At 71.2% G+C, this 18,113-nt stretch carries 19 protein-coding genes, 1 tRNA gene and 1 pseudogene; 4 read left to right on the top strand and 17 right to left on the bottom strand.

All coding sequences use genetic code 11. From position 1 onward, the window contains the following. Positions 1–89: 89 nt before the first annotated feature. The 6 genes from ACIOHG_RS29715 to ACIOHG_RS29690 all read right to left on the bottom strand — a co-directional run bounded on the left by ACIOHG_RS29715 (position 90) and on the right by ACIOHG_RS29690 (position 5,479). Positions 90–905, bottom strand: a complete 816-nt coding sequence (locus ACIOHG_RS29715; protein WP_400955088.1) for an ABC transporter ATP-binding protein — start codon at positions 903–905, stop codon at positions 90–92. Beyond that, entirely contained in the window at positions 898–1,869 is a 972-nt protein-coding gene (locus ACIOHG_RS29710) for an ABC transporter permease (RefSeq protein WP_400955087.1), read from the bottom strand. Before ACIOHG_RS29710 ends, ACIOHG_RS29715 begins: the two co-directional genes overlap by 8 nt. A 119-nt stretch (positions 1,870–1,988) precedes the next feature. After that, complete coding sequence (locus ACIOHG_RS29705; RefSeq protein ID WP_400955085.1) at positions 1,989–2,873, bottom strand: glycosyltransferase family 2 protein; 885 nt, start codon at positions 2,871–2,873, stop codon at positions 1,989–1,991. Next, positions 2,870–3,697, bottom strand: a complete 828-nt coding sequence (locus ACIOHG_RS29700) for a CDP-alcohol phosphatidyltransferase family protein (RefSeq protein ID WP_400955083.1) — start codon at positions 3,695–3,697, stop codon at positions 2,870–2,872. The genes ACIOHG_RS29705 and ACIOHG_RS29700 overlap by 4 nt, the downstream gene beginning before the upstream one ends. Further along, the gene (locus ACIOHG_RS29695; protein ID WP_400955081.1) at positions 3,675–4,736 is read right to left on the bottom strand and encodes an iron-containing alcohol dehydrogenase family protein; all 1,062 of its coding nucleotides are present in this window, start codon (positions 4,734–4,736) and stop codon (positions 3,675–3,677) included. The genes ACIOHG_RS29700 and ACIOHG_RS29695 overlap by 23 nt, the downstream gene beginning before the upstream one ends. Beyond that, positions 4,724–5,479, bottom strand: coding sequence for a sugar phosphate nucleotidyltransferase (locus ACIOHG_RS29690; protein WP_400955078.1), 756 nt, complete (start codon positions 5,477–5,479; stop codon positions 4,724–4,726). Before ACIOHG_RS29690 ends, ACIOHG_RS29695 begins: the two co-directional genes overlap by 13 nt. Before the next feature lie 454 nt (positions 5,480–5,933). On the opposite strand from ACIOHG_RS29690, the gene idi reads away from it, so the two are divergent. Further along, the gene (gene idi / locus ACIOHG_RS29685; RefSeq protein ID WP_400955076.1) at positions 5,934–6,542 is read left to right on the top strand and encodes an isopentenyl-diphosphate Delta-isomerase; all 609 of its coding nucleotides are present in this window, start codon (positions 5,934–5,936) and stop codon (positions 6,540–6,542) included. A gap of 64 nt (positions 6,543–6,606) precedes the next feature. Here the strand turns inward: idi and ACIOHG_RS29680 are convergent, their stop codons facing one another. Continuing rightward, entirely contained in the window at positions 6,607–7,146 is a 540-nt protein-coding gene (locus ACIOHG_RS29680) for an ATP-binding protein (protein ID WP_400955074.1), read from the bottom strand. Between the two features lie 455 nt (positions 7,147–7,601). Here ACIOHG_RS29680 and ACIOHG_RS29675 point away from each other — a divergent pair. Further along, positions 7,602–7,689: transfer RNA gene (locus ACIOHG_RS29675), tRNA-Leu, on the top strand. Positions 7,690–7,777: 88 nt separating this feature from the next. On the opposite strand, the gene ACIOHG_RS29670 is transcribed toward ACIOHG_RS29675, so the two are convergent. Next, the gene (locus tag ACIOHG_RS29670) at positions 7,778–8,659 is read right to left on the bottom strand and encodes a hypothetical protein (RefSeq protein WP_400955072.1); all 882 of its coding nucleotides are present in this window, start codon (positions 8,657–8,659) and stop codon (positions 7,778–7,780) included. Between ACIOHG_RS29670 and ACIOHG_RS29665 the strand changes: the two genes are divergently transcribed. Continuing rightward, positions 8,595–9,800 (top strand): DUF3987 domain-containing protein, encoded by a 1,206-nt coding sequence (locus ACIOHG_RS29665; RefSeq protein ID WP_400955070.1) that lies wholly within the window; start codon positions 8,595–8,597, stop codon positions 9,798–9,800. The genes ACIOHG_RS29670 and ACIOHG_RS29665 overlap by 65 nt on opposite strands. A 748-nt stretch (positions 9,801–10,548) precedes the next feature. Here ACIOHG_RS29665 and ACIOHG_RS29660 read toward each other — a convergent pair. From ACIOHG_RS29660 to ACIOHG_RS29625, 8 genes and pseudogenes are all read right to left on the bottom strand, one after another. Beyond that, entirely contained in the window at positions 10,549–10,875 is a 327-nt protein-coding gene (locus ACIOHG_RS29660; RefSeq protein WP_400955067.1) for a hypothetical protein, read from the bottom strand. A 92-nt stretch (positions 10,876–10,967) separates the two neighbouring features. Then, a complete protein-coding gene (locus ACIOHG_RS29655) occupies positions 10,968–11,561 on the bottom strand; it encodes a DUF5753 domain-containing protein (RefSeq protein WP_400955206.1) in 594 nt (197 codons plus the stop codon). A 51-nt stretch (positions 11,562–11,612) separates the two neighbouring features. Beyond that, a pseudogene (locus ACIOHG_RS29650) lies at positions 11,613–11,816 on the bottom strand (helix-turn-helix domain-containing protein); the annotation flags it as partial. Positions 11,817–11,840: 24 nt separating this feature from the next. Further along, positions 11,841–12,365 (bottom strand): DUF6879 family protein, encoded by a 525-nt coding sequence (locus tag ACIOHG_RS29645; protein ID WP_400955065.1) that lies wholly within the window; start codon positions 12,363–12,365, stop codon positions 11,841–11,843. Beyond that, positions 12,346–12,579 carry a hypothetical protein gene (locus tag ACIOHG_RS29640; protein WP_400955062.1) on the bottom strand — a complete coding sequence of 78 codons (234 nt, stop codon included), beginning with the start codon at positions 12,577–12,579 and terminating at the stop codon, positions 12,346–12,348. The genes ACIOHG_RS29645 and ACIOHG_RS29640 overlap by 20 nt, the downstream gene beginning before the upstream one ends. A 408-nt stretch (positions 12,580–12,987) precedes the next feature. Further along, positions 12,988–13,827, bottom strand: coding sequence for a hypothetical protein (locus tag ACIOHG_RS29635; protein WP_400955060.1), 840 nt, complete (start codon positions 13,825–13,827; stop codon positions 12,988–12,990). Further along, the gene (locus ACIOHG_RS29630) at positions 13,824–14,309 is read right to left on the bottom strand and encodes a hypothetical protein (RefSeq protein ID WP_400955058.1); all 486 of its coding nucleotides are present in this window, start codon (positions 14,307–14,309) and stop codon (positions 13,824–13,826) included. Before ACIOHG_RS29630 ends, ACIOHG_RS29635 begins: the two co-directional genes overlap by 4 nt. Positions 14,310–14,392: 83 nt before the next feature. Continuing rightward, the gene (locus tag ACIOHG_RS29625) at positions 14,393–14,803 is read right to left on the bottom strand and encodes a Fur family transcriptional regulator (RefSeq protein WP_400955204.1); all 411 of its coding nucleotides are present in this window, start codon (positions 14,801–14,803) and stop codon (positions 14,393–14,395) included. Between the two features lie 190 nt (positions 14,804–14,993). Between ACIOHG_RS29625 and katG the strand changes: the two genes are divergently transcribed. Continuing rightward, the gene (gene katG, locus ACIOHG_RS29620; protein WP_400955055.1) at positions 14,994–17,216 is read left to right on the top strand and encodes a catalase/peroxidase HPI; all 2,223 of its coding nucleotides are present in this window, start codon (positions 14,994–14,996) and stop codon (positions 17,214–17,216) included. Between the two features lie 74 nt (positions 17,217–17,290). Here katG and ddaH read toward each other — a convergent pair whose 3' ends face one another. Continuing rightward, positions 17,291–18,103 (bottom strand): dimethylargininase, encoded by an 813-nt coding sequence (ddaH, locus tag ACIOHG_RS29615; RefSeq protein ID WP_400955053.1) that lies wholly within the window; start codon positions 18,101–18,103, stop codon positions 17,291–17,293. Positions 18,104–18,113: the final 10 nt, after the last annotated feature.

Below are 18,113 nucleotides of genomic sequence, written 5' to 3'. Positions count from 1 at the left end.
GCGGCCCCCCCCCCCCCGGGGGGGGGGGGGGGGGCGGGGGGGCCCCCCCCCCCGCCCCCCGGGCCGGGCGCCGTGCGACCGCGCCCCGGTCAGGGGCGCTCGCCCTTCTCGTACCGCCGGACGACCTCCTCGGTCGGGCCGTCCATGATCAGCTCGCCGTGCTCGATCCAGATCGTCCGCTCGCAGACCTCGCGGATCGAGTTGTTGTCGTGGCTGACCAGGAAGACCGTGCCGGCCGCCTTGCGCAGCTCGTTGATCCGGGCCTTGGAGCGCTGCTGGAAGCCCTGGTCGCCGGTGGCGAGGGCCTCGTCGATCAGCAGCACGTCGTGGGTCTTCGCCGCCGCGATGGAGAACCGCAGGCGGGCGCCCATGCCGGAGGAGTAGGTGCGCATCGGCAGCGAGATGAAGTCGCCCTTCTCGTTGATGCCCGAGAACTCGACGATGTCCTCGTAGCGCTCGCGCACCTGGGCCGGGGACATGCCCATCGCCAGGCAGCCCAGCACCACGTTGCGCTCGCCGGTCAGGTCGTTCATCAGCGCCGCGTTCACGCCCAGCAGCGAGGGCTGGCCGTTGGTGTAGATGGCGCCCCGCTCGGTCGGCAGCAGGCCGGCGATCGCCGCCAGCATGGTCGACTTGCCGGAGCCGTTGGAGCCGATCAGGCCGACCGCCTCGCCCTTGTACGCGGTGAAGCTGATGCCGCGCACCGCGTGCACCTCGCGGATCGCGGGCGACTTCTTGCGGGTGATGATCCGGCTCAGCGCGGAGGTGGCGCTGCCCTTGCCGGCGCCCGCGCCGTGCACCTTGTAGACGATGTGCACGTCGTCCACCACCACGGTGGGGACCCGGGCCTGGTCGGCGTCCACCGCGGTGGCCTCCTTGACGGTGTCGAGAGCTGCGTCAGCCACGGCCGTACTCCTCCTCGGCCTTCCAGAAGAACACGAAGCCGACGACGAAGGCGACGACCGCCCAGGTGCCGGCCATGATCCAGATGTGGTCGGGCAGGATCAGCGCCTTGGGCGTCGCGTTCCCCTGCGCGTCCAGGTGGCCGTCGTAGATGTGCTTGTTGAAGCTGTCCGGCATGAACGCGTAGCGCATCAGGTCCATGTAGATGGTCGCCGGGTTCCAGGAGTACAGCGTCCGCCACAGCGGCGGCCAGTTCTGGATGTAGCCGGAGACGCTGTACATCACGCCCGAGACGTACATCCAGGTGCGCAGCAGGAACGGCATCAGCTGCGAGATGTCGGAGGTCTTCGAGCCGACCCGGGCCATCACCATGGCCAGGCCGGTGTTGAACAGCGACTGCAGCAGCAGGATCGGGATGATCAGGAACCAGGTCATCGCCGGGGCGATCCCGCTGCTCAGCACGATCGCGACCAGCACCACCATCGAGATCAGCAGCTGCTGGAGCTGGATCACGGTGAAGGCGATCGGCAGGCAGGCCCGCGGGAAGTGCAGCGCCCGGATCAGGCCCAGGTTGTCGGAGATCGACCGGGTGCCGGCCTGGATCGCGCTCTGCGAGAACTGGAAGACGAAGACGCCGACGCACAGCCAGGCGATGTAGACCGGGACGCCGTCCCGGCTCTTCATGATCACACCGAAGACCAGGTAGAACACCGCGCAGTTGAGCAGCGGGGTGAGCACCTGCCAGACCTGGCCGAGCTTCGCGGTGGTGTACTGCGCGACCAGGCGCGCGGTCGCGAAGGCGCTGATGAACGCGCGCCGCGCCCACAGCTGGCGCACGTACTTCGGCAGGCTCGGCCGCTTGCCACTGACGGACAGCCCGTACTTGTCCGCGAGCTGCTTCGGGGTCAGACCCGCGTCGGTACCCCTTGGTGCGGAGAGGTTGACCGGGTCACTCAGTGTCGACACATTCGTCCTTCAGGGGGTCGAAATCCCCCGCCCGGGGGGACGGGCGGGGAACCGGGTGGTACCGCGAGGAACTCTGCTGCTGCCGCGTGCGGCCGGCGGGGACCTCCGACCGGTTGCGATCAGATGATTGGCGGTCTGCCGAGCCTGGTCAAGCGCCAGACCGTGGACCACCGCATCGGACGGCGCGGGCCGCACGGCTCGGCCCAGCCGGCCCGGAATCCGCCGAGCCAGGCCTTGAGCGCCGGACCGGAGGGGCGGCGGGCCAGGGTCAGCAGGAACCAGGTCCCCAGGTAGAGGGGCACCAGCGGGGCCGGAAGGTTCCGCCGGGCCAGCCAGACCCGGTTGCGGGCCACGTTGTGGAAGTACGCGGCGTGCCGGGCCGGGGAGGTCGCCGGGTGGAACAGCACGACGTCCGGGCGGTAGTCGATGGCCCAGCCGGCGTCCAGCGCCCGCCAGGCCAGGTCGGTCTCCTCGTGCGCGTAGAAGAACTCCGCAGGCAGTTGCCCGGCCTGCGGGAAGACCGCGGAGCGCACCGCGCTGGCGCCGCCGAGGAAGGTGGTGACCCGGGAGGCCCGCAGCGGGTCGCTGGCCCGCAGCCGGGGCACGTGCCGGCGCTGGGTGGTGCCGGTCTCCGGGTCGGCGATCCGGAAGGACACGATGCCCAGCCGCGGGTCGGCGCTGAACGCCTCGCGCAGCAGCCGCGCCGAGTCGGTGTTCGGCAGCAGGCCGTCGTCGTCCAGGAAGAGCACCGCGTCGACGTCCCGGCCGTCCGGGCCGAACAGCTCGATGCCGACGTTGCGGCCGCCCGGGATGCCCAGGTTCTCCGGCAGCTCGACGCTGCGCACGCCCTCGGGCAGCGGCGGCAGCGGGGCGCCGTTGGCGACCACCGCGAGCTCGACCGGCGGGCCCTGCTGGGCGCGCACCGACTCGATCAGGGCGTTCAGCTCGGCGGGCCGGTTGCCCATCGTGATGATGACCGCGCCGAGGCGGAAGTCGTCGCTCATCGCAGCCTGCTGGACAGCACGATGGACAGCAGGTGCAGGACGGTCTGCAGCATCGCGATGGCGGCCAGCACCACGACCGCGAGCCGGGTGAAGAACAGGTCGCCGCGGACCGCGTCGGCGATGCCGGCGGCCAGGACGAACAGCGAGGCCTCGACGGCGCCGACCAGGCGGTGGAACTTGAGCAGCGAGGCGGCCCGGCGGGCCTTGGCGACGGCGGTGGAGCGCGGCACCGAGGCGCTGTCCTCGACGGCGGTCAGCCCGGAGCGGGCCCGGGCCACGTCGACCAGGTCGGTCTCGGACTTGATCAGGATGGCGCCGAGCGCGGCCAGCGTGCCGAGGAAGGCCCACTGCCAGGCGGCGGCGCCCTCGCGGTGGAACAGGTCGGCGGCCCGCAGGCCGAGGCCGGTGAGCAGCGCGGCCTCGGACATGTAGTGGCCGACCCGGTCCAGGTAGACGCCGGTGAGCGAGGTCTGCCGGCGCCAGCGGGCGACCTCGCCGTCCACGCAGTCCAGCAGCAGGTAGACCTGGATCAGCAGGGCGCCGAGGATCGCGCCGGTCAGGCCGGGGACCACCAGGGCGGCGCCGGCCAGGATGCCGGTGAGCATCATCAGGTAGGTCAGGCCGTTGGGCGTGATCACCGTGACGGTCGACAGCACGCGGGTGATCCGCAGCGAGATCTTCCGCATGTACAGGCGGCCGGCCCAGTGCTCGGCGCTGCGGCGCTGGAGCATGCCCTCGGGGTGGATGACCGCCCGGAGCTCCTCGATCGACGGGCGACGGGTCAGGTCGACCGGAGGGCGTTCAGCTGTTGACGGCTTGGACATAGTCGGCGTACGCGTCCCTGATGTCTGTGACGGGAAGGTCGAGGTGTTCGAGGATGGTGAAGCGCCCCGGTCTGGTGTTCGGAGCGTAGTGCACCGCTTCGGTGAACTCCGCCTCGGTGAAGCCGAGCTGATCGGCGGTCACCGGCAGGCCGTGCGAGCGCAGGCGCTCCACGATCAGTCCGGACAGCTCCCGCTCGCCCCGCAGGTGGCAGGCGAAGGCCGCACCGAGGCCGACCTGCTCGCCGTGCTGGGCGGACCGCTTGGGGTGCAGCACGTCCAGGGCGTGCGAGATCTCGTGGCAGGCCCCCGAGCTGGGCCGGGTGCTGCCCGCGATGTTCATCGCGATGCCGGACAGTACCAGGGCTTCCGCCAGCGTGGTCAGCAGGTCCGGGTCGTCCAGGGTGCCGGGGTGCCGGAGCAGGTTCTCGCCCGCCGCGCGGGCCATCGCCACGGCGAGCCCGTCGACGGGTTCGCCGGTGACGGCGTGCGAGAGCTCCCAGTCCGCGCAGGCGGAGATGTTGGAGAGGGCGTCGCCGATCCCGGCCGCCACGAAGCGCTTCGGGGCCTCGGCGACCACGTCCAGGTCGACCACGATGCCGAGCGGCCCGGGCACCCCGTAGGAGCCGCGGCCGGCGTCGTTGTCGAGGGTGGCGACCGGGGAGCAGATGCCGTCGTGGGCGAGGTTGGTGGCGACCGACACCACCGGCAGGCCGACCCGGGCGGCGGCGTACTTGGCGGCGTCGATGATCTTGCCGCCGCCGAGCGCGACCAGCGCGTCGTAGTGGCCGTCGCGGATCTCTTCGGCCAGCAGCACCGCGGCGTCCAGGGTGCCGTCGGTGACCGGGTACCAGTCGGCGACCGGCAGCGCGGGCTCCAGCCGGGCGCGCAGCCGGGCGCCGGAGCCGCCGCTGATCGCCACCGCGATCCGGCCGCCGGAGGACAGCCGCTGGTCGGCCAGGATGCCGCCGAGCGAGTCCAGCGCCCCGGCGCGGATCTCCACGAAGACCGGCGAGGGGACCAGGCGGGTCAGTACTGGCACGCGATCCCCCGGGCCTTGGCGAGGTCCTCGTGGTTGTCGATCTCGACCCAGGCGACCTCGCCGATCGGCTGCACGTCGATGGTCAGCCCGCGGTCGACCATCTCCTGGTAGCCGTCCTCGTAGTACAGCTGCGGGTCGCGCTCGTAGACCGCCTTGAGCGCGTCGGCGAGCGGCGCGGCGGCGGACGGGTTGATCACGGTGACGCCGATGTACTCGCCGGTGGCGTCCAGCGGGTCCATCAGCTTGGTGATCCGGCGCACCCCCAGCTCGGGGTCGACGACGACCTTCATCTCCTCGTCGGCGAGCTTCTTCACGGTGTCCAGCGCCAGCAGGATGCCGGGGGCGTTGCCCTCCTTGGCCCGGCGGGCGTTGCCGTCCAGCACGGTGCGCTGCACCGAGGCCGGGTGCACGGTGTCGCCGTTGGCGAGCAGCAGGCCCTCGGCGAACAGCTCGCGGGCGCACCACAGCGAGTAGGCGTTGTTCCACTCCTCGGCCTTGTCGTTCTCGACCAGGGTGAGCTTGACGCCGTACTTCCGCTCCAGCTCCGCCTTGCGCTCGTGCACCGCCTCCTTGCGGTAGCCGACCACGATCGCGGCCTCCCGCAGGCCGACCTCCGCGAAGTTCCCGAGCGTCAGGTCGAGCACCGTCCGCTCGCCGTCCACCGGCACCAGCGCCTTGGGCAGGGTGTCCGTGTAGGGACGGAGCCGGCGGCCGGCGCCGGCGGCCAGGACGAGGCCGATCATGCGGGACTCCTGGGTGTCTCGGGTGCCGCCCGGCGGCCGAACCGGTTCGGTGCCGTCGCCGCGCGGGCCTGGGTGCGGCCGCGGCTGCGGCGCGCCGAGCGGGCGTTCCCTGCGGGCGGCCCGGTGCCACTGATGGTAGGCGACCTCGGCGAACGGCCCGTACGCGGCCCGGGGCCGTTCGCCGATCGTCCGTGGCCGGTCGGTGACCGGCCGGTGTCCGGGAACGACCGCGAATCGAACACTTTTGCCGGTCGTCCGGTCCTCTTCCCCCGGGCTGTGCGTCGCGGGCCCGCGGCCCCCCGGGCATGCGGCAGACTTGGGCACCGACGCCGTCGGCGGACCGGCCGGTCCGGGCCGACGTGCGCGCAGCCGACCTCAGGACCGGGGTGGGCGGCCCCCGGCCCCGGCCGGGGCGGCGGCCCCGGTCCGCGTGCCGAAAGGGGCATCCGAGCCCATGAGTCCTGCTGTCAGTCCGACCGGAACGCCCGACACCCTCGGCGCCGTCGCGCCGGAGTCCGCCGCCCCGGGCGAGATCCGGCTGGAGCTGGTCGACGACGACGGCGTGACCATCGGCACCGGCGAGAAGCACTGGGCCCACCAGCAGCCGGGCCGGCTGCACCGGGCCTTCTCGGTCTTCCTCTTCGACCGCCAGGGCCGCCTGCTGCTGCAGCGCCGGGCGCTGGGCAAGTACCACTCCCCCGGGGTCTGGTCGAACACCTGCTGCGGCCACCCCTACCCCGGCGAGCAGCCCTTCGTCGCCGCGGCCCGCCGCACCGCCGAGGAACTGGGCGTCGCCCCGGCCCTGCTGTGCGAGGCGGGCACCGTCCGCTACGACCTGCCGGACGAGGCCAGCGGCCTGATCGAGCGGGAGTGGAACCACCTGTTCGTGGGACTGGTCACCGCCGTGCCGGACCCGGCCCCGGAGGAGGTCGAGGACACCCGGTTCGTCACCGCGGCCGAGCTGCGCGAGCTGCGCGCCGAGAAGCCGTTCTCGGTCTGGTTCGAGACGGTCTTCGAGGCCGCGCTGCCGGGCATCCGGGAGATCGCCGGCCACGACTGGTAGGAGTCGCTGTCCTGCTGCTGTTCGGCCGACGGGGGCTCACGGGGTCATGGGGTCTCACGGGGTCTCAGTAGTCCGGGTCGTCGTCGGGGTCGGTGCCCGCCCCGGCGGCGGCCGGCCTCGGCAGCGGCAGGCTGGCCCAGATCACCTTGCCGCCGTCGGCGGTGCGCTCCACGTCGCACTCGCCGCCGGCCTGCAGGGTGACGCTCTTGACCAGCAGCAGGCCGCGGCCGCCCGGGCGGGCCGGGTCGTTCTCCTGCGCCTTGGGGCGGTACGGGTGGCGGTCGATCACCGCGATCCGCACCCGGTCCGGGTCGATGGCCAGCTCGCAGACCACCTCCGGGGAGAGCACCGCGGCGTGGGTGACCGCGTTGGACACCAGTTCGGAGACGATCAGCAGCAGGTCGTCCACCAGCTCCTGGTAGCGCTGGCCCGCCATCCCCTGGGCCAGCAGCCGGTCCCGCACGGCGTGCCGGGTGCGCGGCACCGACGCCTCGTTGGAGACCGCCGAGAACCGCCACACCCCGGCCCCCGGGCCGGGCTGGGGTTCGCGGCCGGGCCACCAGCCGGTGGCGTCCGCCGCCGCCGTCCACTCGGTCTGTTCCACGGCATGCCGCCCTTCACGCGGTGAACGGGAGGCTCCCGCGCCGGTCCTGGCCGGCGGCGGCTGTCGGGAATCGGGCGTTCCGCTCAAGGCTCCCTGGTGCACAGAGGCTAGGAGAGCACCCTCCGATGACCCGCACCGGGACTGGAACTACGCGTGTCGTGAAGGTTCCCGACCGATTCGGTGCGCCTCCTGCACCCTCCTGCCCGGTCCCGTCTCCCCCTCGGCCCACTGCTGCCACCGGAACGCCCGTCCGACCTCCCCCCGCCCCCGCGCCCACCAGCACAATCACCTCGCCCCACCCCCACCCCGCGCCCGACTTGCCCCGTTCCGCCCCACTCCTCCGCCGCACCCCGCCCCGACCCCCGAAAACGCAGGTGAGAAGCACTCCGCGAGCCTGGTAATGTTCTCTCTGTCGCCAGGGGGCAGCCGCAAGGAAGCCCCGAGGTGAACACCCGGTCCGGGTGGCGGAATGGCAGACGCGCTAGCTTGAGGTGCTAGTGCCCTTTATCGGGCGTGGGGGTTCAAGTCCCCCCTCGGACACCAGCACAGACCCCTCTTCACGAGGGGTTTTTTGCTTTTCCGGGCAGTGGCGTGACCAACCACGTGACCAACAGCCGGAGAAGTCCCCTGGTCAGACCAGGGATGCGAGGCCGATTCGGCCGGCGCTTGATGCCGCCAACTTCTTCGCTCCCTCGGCACGACGCCGCCCGTAGCGGGCCATCGTGTAGCCCGGCGAGTGGTGCCGGGCGTTGGCGGAGACCTCCACCGGGTTCTCGTGGTTGTCGAGATCGTTCGTGATCTTCGATCCCCGCCAGTCGTGCAGCCGGAACGTCTCCGGCAGGTGGAGCCGGTTGCGGGCCGTCCGCCAGCGGGCGGACACCTTCTCCGGATCCTGCGGCCCTCCGGCCTCTCGGCCCCTGTGGAGCTTGAAACCGTCCCGGGCGAAGACCAGGCCGTGATCCACCCAGGCCGCCCCGAGAAGCGCCCGCTCCTGCTGCTGGCGCTCGCGCTGCCACTTGAGGACGTTCATCAGTGCCTGATCCACATAGATGACGGCGTTGTCGTCCCCGTCCTTGGTGAGCTTGCGCAGCCGGTAGGTGTTGCCCTCCTCGACCACCACCCAGGCGAGTTCGATGGAGCCCTCGTCCCAGTTGATGAGGTCCCACATCCATCCCAGGACTTCGCTGCGGTGACACGAGGTGGCCGCGTGGGAGGTCCACAGCGGAGCGTCCCGCAGGCAGTGATGCGTGAGCCCGTCGTCGCAGGCCCGGTTCTTGCACGGCTTCCATATCTCGGTGAGGAACTGCGCCGTCTCCTGGTCGTTGAGGGTCGGGAAGTCCGGCTCTGCCGCCTTGATCTGGCGTTCCGTCGGAGGGTTGGCGGTGTGCGCCGGGTTGACCTTCAGCAGCCGTCTCGGGCCGGTGATGGTTTCGAAGGCCGCCGAGAAGGTGTCCGGCCGGGGCAGCGCCCGCCCGGCCCTGGTGTGGTCGGCCCTGGTCGGCGGAACGGGCAAGGGCAAGGGCACCGCGCTGCGGGCCGCCCGGCACATCGTGTCTCCGGCCATCGGCCGGTTCCTGGACGCGAACACCACCTCCGGCATCACCTCCGGCGCGTCCCTGGTCAACTACCTGGCCGAGCAGGCAGAAGCCACGCAGGAGACGGAGGCCGGACGGGACGTCCGGGCCCTGGCCGTCGAAGAGGAGTGGTCCGAGGTCCTGCGCCGGGTGAGGCGGGACCCGTCGTTCACCGCCAGACTGCGCAGCGCCTGGGACGGCGCGCCGATCCGCAACACCACCAAGGAGGGTGCCCAGGCGATCGAGGACCCGGCCCTGGTGATGCACACCCACATCACCCCCTCGGACTGGACCAAGTACGTCGGCGACACCGAGGCCGCCGGAGGGTCCTACAACCGGATCATGCCCTTCACCCTGCGCTCGGTCCCGATGCTGGACGACGACAGCACCACCCTGCCCCAGGTGGACGGGTGGGACCTCACGGACGCCTACGCCTGGGCCACCACCCGCAACCGCGTGATCAGCCTCGCCGACGACGCCCGACAGCTCTGGCACACCGTCCGGCGCTATGCCCGCATCATCTCCGAGACCCTGCCCGAGACCCAGGCCGTCTACGTCGAGCGCACCGCCGAACAGACCATCCGGGTAGCGGCCTGCCTCGCCGCCTCCGAGCAGTCCGAGACCATCACCCACGCCCGACTGTCCGCCGCGTTCTCCCTCGTACGCCACAGCGTCCGCTGCGCCGTCGGCATCACCGGCGGCACCGACACGGCCAAGCCCGCACGCCGGACGCCGACCCTGGCGGAGAAGGTCCGGGCCCGGATCGAGATGCACGGGGGCAAGGCACGGTCTTCCGAACTGCTGCCGTTCGTCGGTGCCACCGCCGAACAGGTCAAGGCCCTGCCCGGAATCACGGTCACCCTCGACCGCTCCGGCCTCGGCCGACCCGCCACCGTCTACACCCTCACCGACGACACCCCCGGTCACGCTCCGATCAGCCGACCGCGAACCCGGCATGACGACGCCCCGACGACGGTCGTCCGCATCGACACCTACCGGACGACCCCAACCCCCGTACCCGTAAACCCACTTCGCCCGCAGCCATCCACGGCAGCGAACCCGTTCCTCTCCCTGCTCTGACGCTCGAAGCAAAGAAGCCCCCGGCCGACAGACCGGGGCTTCTTTCGTTGCTTCCGTCGCCTACGCGTCGCACGACGTGATCACGGCCCCGAACTTCCCCGCCTTGATCGCCTCTCTCAACATCTCCCACCCGGCAGCGGACAACACCGCCACCTCGGACGGGCGTTCGGCAGCACGGACCGCCACATACCCCAGAACGTTGACCGCCACCTCCGGCCCACCGCCCACCCCCAACCCCCCGAACCGGAAAGCACTGGAATGCGGCGGACCCACGGACGGCGGGGGCCGCCACACAGCGGCGCGAGCAACCGGAGCGGGACGCGGCTCCGACCACAGATCGAACTCGCACCAGACATGATCCCGCCCGCACCGCCACATGTGGCCGAACCGATCGGCCTCCCACAGGGCTTCCGCAACAGCCTGACGGTCCGCCCCGCTCCCGGACACGTCCAGATCGAGCCGGACACCTTCCGGAAGACCGGCGATACGCACCTCACCCCCCGAGGCCGCAGCCAACCGGGAAGCAATCCCGAACGCCCTTTCCCGCATCCGCCGTTCAGCAGCAGCGTCACTCACCCCTCAACCCCTGCACAGGACAGCCAGCAGAACCACGACCAGGACCGCCGTCGCCGCCGCCGACACACCCCGGACCGCTCCCGCGCCCGACAGGCCCGGTACCGAAGCACCGCCTGTCTCCGCTCCGCCACCGCCGCCCCCTCTCCGGAGGCCGGCCGCAAGCCCATCCCCCTCACCCACGGCCGCCACCGGCGGGCAGGTACAGGTCGAACGCCAGCAACGGCAGATCCTCGGCCCGCGGCTTCTCACCGCTCGCCGCCCTGATCCTCGTCACGCTCGCGGCATACGCCCTGCGCGTATCCGCCTGCATCAGCCACAGACGCCCGTGATAAGCGTCCGGGAACGTCAACAGCACCGGGCGGCCGGACCCGTCCGGAAGACAGCACAACCCGCCCAGCAGCACATCTCTGATGACGTACCACTCGCCCGCCCGCACCACCTCGTACCGCATCACGTGGCTGGTCGAACGGGCCGAAGCACTTTCCACCCCGACAGACATGGCTGACTCCCACCGCTTGGCCCTAACCAATGATTCGAAGGTAGGGAGCAGCGGCATCGAGGGTCCACGCGGTTGCACTCGGTTGCACGGGTTCAGGTGAAGAGGTCGAGAGCTCTCTCGATGCAGGCTCTTGCCTCCGGGCCGCGTACCGCGATCCTGGACAGCCCCTCGAAGGCGCGGAGGTACGTCCTGATCTCTCTGGGGGCAGTCACATTGACCTCTGCGGTCAGGGTTTCGACAGCGACCAAACTGTCGTCGAAGGCGTAGAAAGCCTCCAGGGGCCAGACGGTTCGCGGGGCTCGGAACGGAATGATGCCCAGGGAGACATTCTGCTGTCGCATGATCATCAGCAGATGTTGCAGTTGCTCGACCATCGCACCAGGCTCGCCCACGTCGTGGTGCAGGACAGTCTCTTCAAGGACCAGTGCGAACCGGTGGTCTCCCTCTCGGATCACCCGGGACCGCTTCAAGCGCGCCTCTACGGCTTGCTCAACATCGTTGGGTGTGCCCTGGAAGACCGTGATCGCTTGAAGTAGCCCAGCCGCGTATGCGGCGGTCTGCACCATCCCGGGCATGACGTTCGACGCGTACACCCGGAAGTTGCGGGTCCGTTGGTAGAGCGGCACGGTCTTTTCGTGGACGTGTTTCATGCCGTCGCGGTGGATCTCGCGCCACTCGACGTACATCGACTCGACTGTGCGTGAGGCTGCGATCAGATCTGCGGCCTGGTCCTCAGCTCCGCAGGCACGGCACCAGGCTCGAATGTCCACGTCCGACGGCACGGTCAGGCCACGGGCAATCCGTGAGGACTTCGACTTGTGCCACCCGCACTCGGCTGCCAGCTCCAGTCCGGACTTCCCGGAGTCCCGCCGAATCTGGTCCAGGCGATCGGCGAGGGCCTTGCGTGCTGCCTGGGCAGTGGAAAGCGGCGATGAGGACATGGTCTGGCCAGCGATGATGAACGATCAGAGAGTGAACTTCTCGTGCGGGACAGCGCGTTCCCACACCGCTGCAAAGGCTGAGGCACAGAGCTGAGCCACTGCCGGTTCCTCGGTCTCGTCTGTGTGAACCCACCGACCATCGCCGTCGAACACGTTGAACTGCACGATCCGACCGTCGAACAGCCAGAAGTCGTTCCCCGGCAGAGCGAGATCAGAGGCATTGCGCCTCGGCAGCCACCGGACCTCCTCGCCTCCGGCGACATTGGTGAACGTGAATGAGTGCTCGTACCTGATGTACTCGCTCACGGGCTCCGAAACGACCCGGGCGCGCCGGACGGCAACTCCCTTGCCGGTGACCTCCTGCACCAGGTCGAGCCACGGCCTCCACCAGGACTCCCGGTCAGCGGGGTCCAGTCGGTGGCCCTCCCGCCATGCCTGCAACCCCTCGGCCTCACTCTCGACCGTGTAGACATCACGCATCTCAAGGTGCAGCGCCGACCGCTTCGCTGACCGTAGGAGGTCCGCAAAACTACTCAAGCTCTGCGACATTCAGCGCCTCCTTGAGAACCTTCGCCATGCGAGCCGGGATGCGGACCACGGTCTCATGGTCCGGGATCGATCCAGCCGCAAGCACCTGCTCCTCAGTGGCCGCGTCGATCTTCCAACCCTGGACGATGAAGTCGGACGTATCCTCGTCCACGAAAACGGTCGGGGAGCCGTGGTCACCCGACTTGTCGTCCTTGCCCACGAAACGTAGCGCCATGTGGTCCTCCCGCGTCGAATCGGTTGCGCCCGGTTGCATTGGTCGGATCATGCTCCGATGGGGCCGCCCCTGTCAGGGCTTTGCCGAATCTCCTGTACGAGGCTCCACGCACGACGGATGGTCACGTGACCAACCCATGACCAACAGCGGTCCGAAGCACTCGGAAACACCCAGGTCGGGTCAGGAAGCCAAGTGGCCGGGCAGGCGGGTTCTCAGAGGCGTTTTCGCAGGTCAGAACCAACAAAGGCTGGTGCCCGAGTGGAGAGTTCAAGTCCCCCCTCGGACACCAGGAAAGACCCCAGCTGAGCTGGGGTCTTCTACTTTTTCCGCCCGTTGCCTCCGGTTCCCGCCCCGTGCGCCCGGCGGCCTGGGGCGGCCGCCGGGCAGGCAGGGTTCAGCGGGCGGGGTTCAGCGGTGGGCGGCGAGCAGGTCGGTGCGGTGCTGTTCGAGGTCGGTGACGCTGTCCAGGTCGACCGCCGCGGTGTAGCGGTCGTGCCGGCCGTCGGGGCCCTGTTCCGGGCGGAGCTGGTAGTTGTCGGCGAAGCCCCAGCTGCCGCCGGTGTACACGCCCTTGATCCGGCCCTGGTCGGTGCCGACGGCGTCGAAGGGGCCGCCCCGCCAGGTGAAGGTCCAGTGGGTCAGGTACCAGGCGTCCAGCTGGTTCGGGGTGACCGCCGGCCGGGTGCCGTCGGGAGCGATCAGCCGCACCTCGCCCGCGGGGTCGAGTTCGGCGGCCGCGGCGTGGGTGGTGCCGTGCAGGACGGCGTACGCCTCGGGGCGGAAGTGGTGCGCCTCGTCGAGCCGTCGGATCAGGGCGAGGCGGGGGCCGAGCAGGTCCTCGTGGTGCTCCTCCGGGTCGGTGACCTCCTCCAGCGGGAAGGCACCCCAGTGGCTGATGGCGCGCTCCTCGAGGTACTCCTCGGCGAAGCCCTCGTCCTCGCCGAGGTAGTCGCCGACGATCGTGCCGCCCTTGCGCTCGGTGCACGCGAAGGGCTCGCCGTGCCAGCGGAAGGTCCGGTGCACGGCGTACCAGGCGTCGAGCCGCTCCGGCGCGACCGGGTGGCCGGCGACCGTGCCGTCCTCCGCGTACCGGGCCGGGACGCCCTCCGGCGCGGGGAGTCCGGGCCCGGGCAGCAGCTCGACCAGCGGCCACCGGTCGGCGGCGGGCCGGGCCGGGTACGGCACGCCGCGGTGGACCGCGACCTCGCCCTTGACCGGGTGCTCGCGTTCCGCAGGTTCAGTCATCATGGCCTCGCAGCCTGTTCGGTGGTCTTGACGTACGGCTTCCACGGTCCGGCGTGCGCGTCCCGGAAGCCGAGCGGCGTCTCGGTGCCGCCCTTGGTGATCTTCCAGATCTCGGCGTTGTGCGGGAGTTCGGTGGGTCCGGCGATCCACTCCGGGACGCCGCCGCCGGTGTGGCCCGCGCCGAGGAACGGGGCCTTCCAGTTCTTCCCCTCCGGCAGGCCGCCGATGGCGGCGACCCGGTCGGCCAGGGCCCGGTCCTCGACCGCGCCGAAGCTCGCGGGGGCCTCCATGCCGTGCGGCGCGGGGTCCAGGTCCCGGCGGCGCAGTTCCTCCTCCAGTTCCTGCTGGAACGCGGGTCCGTCCTGCAGGGCGTTCCGGCCGAACCTGGCGTCCGCGCGGGGCCGGCTCGCCTCGGCGGCGTCCTCGACGACGGTGGCGTGCCTCTCGGCGATCTTCGGCAGGGTCTCGGCGGCGTCGTTCTTCAACGCCCGGAAGGCCGACGGGTCGCGTCACGTGACCGTTCCGAGCGGCGCAGACCGTACCGCACCGTCGTTTCCGGGGGGCGGGGTCAGGCGCAGTCGGGGCAGAGGCCGCGGTAGGTGACTTCGGCGGTGGTGAGGGCGAAGCCGAAGCGTTCGGTGGGGGGGAGGGCGGCGAGGGGGTCGCCGGTGGGGTGGACGTCGCGGATGGTGCCGCAGGCGGAGCAGACCAGGTGCTGGTGGGGGCGGTGGGCGTTGGGGTCGTAGCGCTTGGCCCGGCCGTCGGTGGCGACTTCGAGGACCTCGCCGAGGGTGACGAGTTCGCCGAGGGTGTTGTAGACGGTGGCGCGGGAGATCTCCGGGAGGCGGGCGGCGGCGCGCGCGTGGACCTCGTCGGCGGTGAGGTGGACGTGGTCGCCGTCGAGCACCTCGGCGACCACCCGGCGCTGGGAGGTCAGCCGCCAGCCCCGGTCACGCAGCCGTTCCAGCAGGTCACTCATGTTGTTCATCCATTCAGCTCAATAGACGCCCGAACTGTACAGGGGTGCGGCAGCGCCCCCGGTTCGAGCGGGATCACCACCTGATTGGCCCACATCTTGACTTAGACTTCGTCTATCTTAGGATCGGCTCCGGCGAACAGCCAAGGTGCCTGTCAGCAGAGTGCGATCCGCCCGACCCGGAGGGACTCCCATGCCCGAGAACGACGACGCCATCGTCACCGACCCCAAGTCCGAGGGTGCGGGAGGCTGCCCGGTGGCGCACGGCCGCGCCGCGCACCCGACCCAGGGCGGCGGCAACCGGCAGTGGTGGCCGGACCGGCTGAACCTGAAGATCCTGGCGAAGAACCCGGCGGTGGCGAACCCGCTGGGCGCGGACTTCGACTACCCGGCGGCCTTCGCCTCGCTCGACCTCCCGGCCGTGAAGCGGGACATCGAGACGGTGCTGACCACCTCGCAGGACTGGTGGCCGGCCGACTTCGGCCACTACGGCCCGCTGATCGTCCGGATGGCCTGGCACAGCGCCGGCACCTACCGGATCTCGGACGGCCGCGGCGGCGCGGGCGCCGGCCAGCAGCGCTTCGCCCCGCTCAACTCCTGGCCGGACAACGCCAACCTGGACAAGGCCCGGCGCCTGCTCTGGCCGGTGAAGCAGAAGTACGGCCAGGCGCTGTCCTGGGCCGACCTGCTGATCCTGGCCGGCAACGTGGCGCTGGAGTCGATGGGCTTCCAGACCTTCGGCTTCGGCGGCGGCCGGGCGGACGTCTGGGAGGCCGACGAGGACGTGTACTGGGGCCCGGAGACCACCTGGCTCGGCGACGAGCGCTACACCGGCGACCGCCACCTGGAGGAGCCGCTGGGCGCCGTCCAGATGGGCCTGATCTACGTCAACCCGGAGGGCCCGAACGGCAACCCGGACCCGGTCGCGGCGGCCCGCGACATCCGCGAGACCTTCCGCCGGATGGCGATGGACGACGAGGAGACCGTCGCGCTGATCGCCGGCGGCCACACCTTCGGCAAGACCCACGGCGCGGGCCCGGCCGACAACGTCGGCGCCGACCCCGAGGGCGCGCCGCTGGAGGAGCAGGGCCTCGGCTGGAAGAGCTCCTACGGCTCCGGCAAGGGCGCCGACGCGATCACCTCCGGCCTGGAGGTGACCTGGACCAGCACCCCGACCGCCTGGGACAACTCCTTCTTCGAGATCCTGTTCGGCCACGAGTGGGAGCTGACCAAGTCCCCGGCCGGCGCGCACCAGTGGAAGCCGAAGGACGGCGGCGGCGCGGGCACCGTGCCGGACGCCTTCGACCCGGCGAAGAAGCACGCCCCGCAGATGCTCACCACCGACCTGTCGCTGCGCTTCGACCCGGCGTACGAGCAGATCTCCCGCCGCTTCCTGAACGACCCGGCGGCGTTCGCGGACGCCTTCGCCCGGGCCTGGTTCAAGCTGACGCACCGTGACATGGGCCCGGTGGTCCGGTACCTCGGCCCCGAGATCCCGTCCGAGGAGCTGCTCTGGCAGGACCCGCTGCCGGCCGCCCAGGGCGAGCCGATCGACGCGGCGGACGTGGCGGCGCTCAAGGAGCAGCTGCTGGCGTCCGGTCTGACGACCGCTCAGCTGGTGTCCACCGCCTGGGCCTCGGCGGCGTCCTTCCGGGGCAGCGACAAGCGCGGCGGCGCGAACGGCGCCCGGGTCCGGCTGGAGCCGCAGCGCGGCTGGGAGGTCAACGACCCGGAGCAGCTGGCGCAGGTGCTGCGGGTGCTGGAGGGCGTGCAGCAGGAGTTCAACGCGCGCGGCGGCAAGCAGGTCTCGCTGGCCGACCTGATCGTGCTGGGCGGCACCGCGGCGGTCGAGGCGGCCGCGAAGGCGGGCGGCGTGGACGTCGAGGTGGCGTTCCGTCCGGGCCGGGTGGACGCCACGCAGGAGAAGACCGACGTGGAGTCGTTCGCCGCGCTGGAGCCGCGGGCCGACGGCTTCCGCAACTACCAGGGCAAGGACACCCGGCTGCCGGCCGAGTACCTGCTGGTGGACCGGGCGAACCTGCTGAACCTGTCCGCCCCGGAGATGACGGTGCTGGTCGGCGGCCTGCGGGTGCTGGGCGCCAACACCGGCGGTTCGCAGCACGGCGTGCTGACGGAGCGTCCGGGCACGCTGAGCAACGACTTCTTCGTCAACCTGCTGGCGCTGGGCAGCACGTGGGCGCCGGTCGCCTCCGAGCAGGGCGTGTACGAGGCGCGGGACGCCGCGGGCGCGGTGAAGTGGACCGGCACCCGGGCGGACCTGGTGTTCGGCTCGAACTCGGAGCTGCGCGCGCTGGCCGAGGTGTACGCCTCGGACGACGCGAAGGAGAAGTTCGTCAAGGACTTCGCCGCGGCCTGGACGAAGGTCATGGAGCTGGACCGCTTCGACCTGGTGTGACCGGGTGACGGGAGGGCCCGGAACCGCTGCGGCGGTTCCGGGCCCTCCCGTTGTCTGCGGGCGAACTCACGGACTCAGGGCCGCAGTTCGAGGGTGCAGCACTTGACGGCGCCGCCGGCCCGGAGCAGTTCGGTGAGGTCGACGCCGATCGGGTGGAAGCCGCGTGCGCGCAGCTGCTCGGCCAGGCCGACGGCGGCCTCGGGGAGCACCACGTTGGCGCCGTCGGAGACGGCGTTCAGGCCGAACACCCGGGCGTCCTCGGGCCCGGCGGTGATCGCGTCGGGGTAGAGGCGCTCCAGCAGGGCCCGGGAGGCGTCGTCGAAGGCCGGCGGGTGGTACATGATCTCGGTGTCGCTGAGCACGGCGAGCGCGGTGTCGAGGTGGTAGTAGCGCGGGTCGACCAGCCGCAGGGTGACCACCTCGCGGTCGAGGAAGGCGGCGGCCTCGGCGTGCGCGGCCCGCTCGGTGCGGAAGCCGGTGCCGGCCAGGATCCGCTCGCCGACCACCAGCAGGTCGCCCTCGCCCTCGTTGACCTGTTCAGCGTCCCGGACCTCGGTCCAGCCGTTGGCCCGGAACCAGTCGGTGTAGGCGGGGCCCTCGGCGGTGCGCTCGGGGTACCGGAAGCGGGCGCCGTACACCTTGCCGTCGACCACGGTGGCGCCGTTGGCGGCGAACACCATGTCGGGCAGGCCGGGGACGGGGTCGATCAGCTCCACGGTGTGGCCGAGCCGGAGGAACAGCGCGTGCAGCTGGTCCCACTGGGCGAGGGCGGTGCCGGTGCCGGTGGGCTTGGCCGGGTCCATCCACGGGTTGATCGAGTAGTCGACGGTGAAGTGGGCGGGGCGGCACATCAGATAGCGGCGCGGGCGGGCGGTACGCGGCGACACGGTGGTGTCC

The sequence above is a fragment of the Kitasatospora sp. NPDC088134 genome (assembly GCF_044741705.1).
In the GTDB taxonomy this organism is placed as follows: Bacteria; Actinomycetota; Actinomycetes; order Streptomycetales; family Streptomycetaceae; genus Kitasatospora.
Note: the sequence above shows the minus strand (reverse complement) of the source record. Positions and strands in the feature narration are given on the sequence as shown.

Coding starts and splice junctions, on each gene's coding strand:
- idi (WP_400955076.1), top strand. CDS start 5,934: ATGAGTCCTGCTGTCAGTCCGACCGGAACGCCCGACACCCTCGGCGCC.
- ACIOHG_RS29640 (WP_400955062.1), bottom strand. CDS start 12,579: ATGGCGCTACGTTTCGTGGGCAAGGACGACAAGTCGGGTGACCACGGC.
- ACIOHG_RS29700 (WP_400955083.1), bottom strand. CDS start 3,697: ATGTCCAAGCCGTCAACAGCTGAACGCCCTCCGGTCGACCTGACCCGT.
- ACIOHG_RS29690 (WP_400955078.1), bottom strand. CDS start 5,479: ATGATCGGCCTCGTCCTGGCCGCCGGCGCCGGCCGCCGGCTCCGTCCC.
- ACIOHG_RS29660 (WP_400955067.1), bottom strand. CDS start 10,875: ATGTCTGTCGGGGTGGAAAGTGCTTCGGCCCGTTCGACCAGCCACGTG.
- ACIOHG_RS29645 (WP_400955065.1), bottom strand. CDS start 12,365: ATGTCGCAGAGCTTGAGTAGTTTTGCGGACCTCCTACGGTCAGCGAAG.
- ACIOHG_RS29635 (WP_400955060.1), bottom strand. CDS start 13,827: ATGATGACTGAACCTGCGGAACGCGAGCACCCGGTCAAGGGCGAGGTC.
- ACIOHG_RS29655 (WP_400955206.1), bottom strand. CDS start 11,561: ATGTACGTCGAGTGGCGCGAGATCCACCGCGACGGCATGAAACACGTC.
- ACIOHG_RS29705 (WP_400955085.1), bottom strand. CDS start 2,873: ATGAGCGACGACTTCCGCCTCGGCGCGGTCATCATCACGATGGGCAAC.
- katG (WP_400955055.1), top strand. CDS start 14,994: ATGCCCGAGAACGACGACGCCATCGTCACCGACCCCAAGTCCGAGGGT.
- ACIOHG_RS29625 (WP_400955204.1), bottom strand. CDS start 14,803: ATGAGTGACCTGCTGGAACGGCTGCGTGACCGGGGCTGGCGGCTGACC.